This window comes from Cupriavidus sp. SIMBA_020 (assembly GCF_046535395.1).
Classification (GTDB): domain Bacteria; phylum Pseudomonadota; class Gammaproteobacteria; order Burkholderiales; family Burkholderiaceae; genus Cupriavidus; species Cupriavidus campinensis.
The window spans coordinates 1-232 of the sequence record NZ_JAWRWU010001764.1 but is presented as its reverse complement, the minus strand read 5'-3'; the positions used below and the strand labels follow the sequence as shown (position 1 = coordinate 232).

Annotated in this window: 1 pseudogene; it reads right to left on the bottom strand. The window is 65.1% G+C overall.

The annotated features are described in order from the left end of the window. Positions 1-41: 41 nt before the first annotated feature. Positions 42-232, bottom strand: a pseudogene (locus tag SB751_RS35670) (aspartate carbamoyltransferase); the annotation flags it as partial.

The following is a 232-nucleotide window of genomic DNA, read 5'->3' as shown; positions in this document are numbered from 1 at the left end:
CCGGCTTTTTTCATGAGTCGCTGACGGCGCGACGCGCGCCTTCAGTCGATGCCGTGAAACGTGGCGTCGTCCGGGCCGAGGTATGCAGGCGGACGCCACACGGCGTCGCGCATCGAATGCTGCACGAGATTCTCGACGCCCAGCAGCACTGCGAAGATCGCCATGCGCACGGGAATGCCGTTGTCGGTCTGGCGGAAGATCGCGAGACGCGGATCGTGGTTCAGGTCGGTCG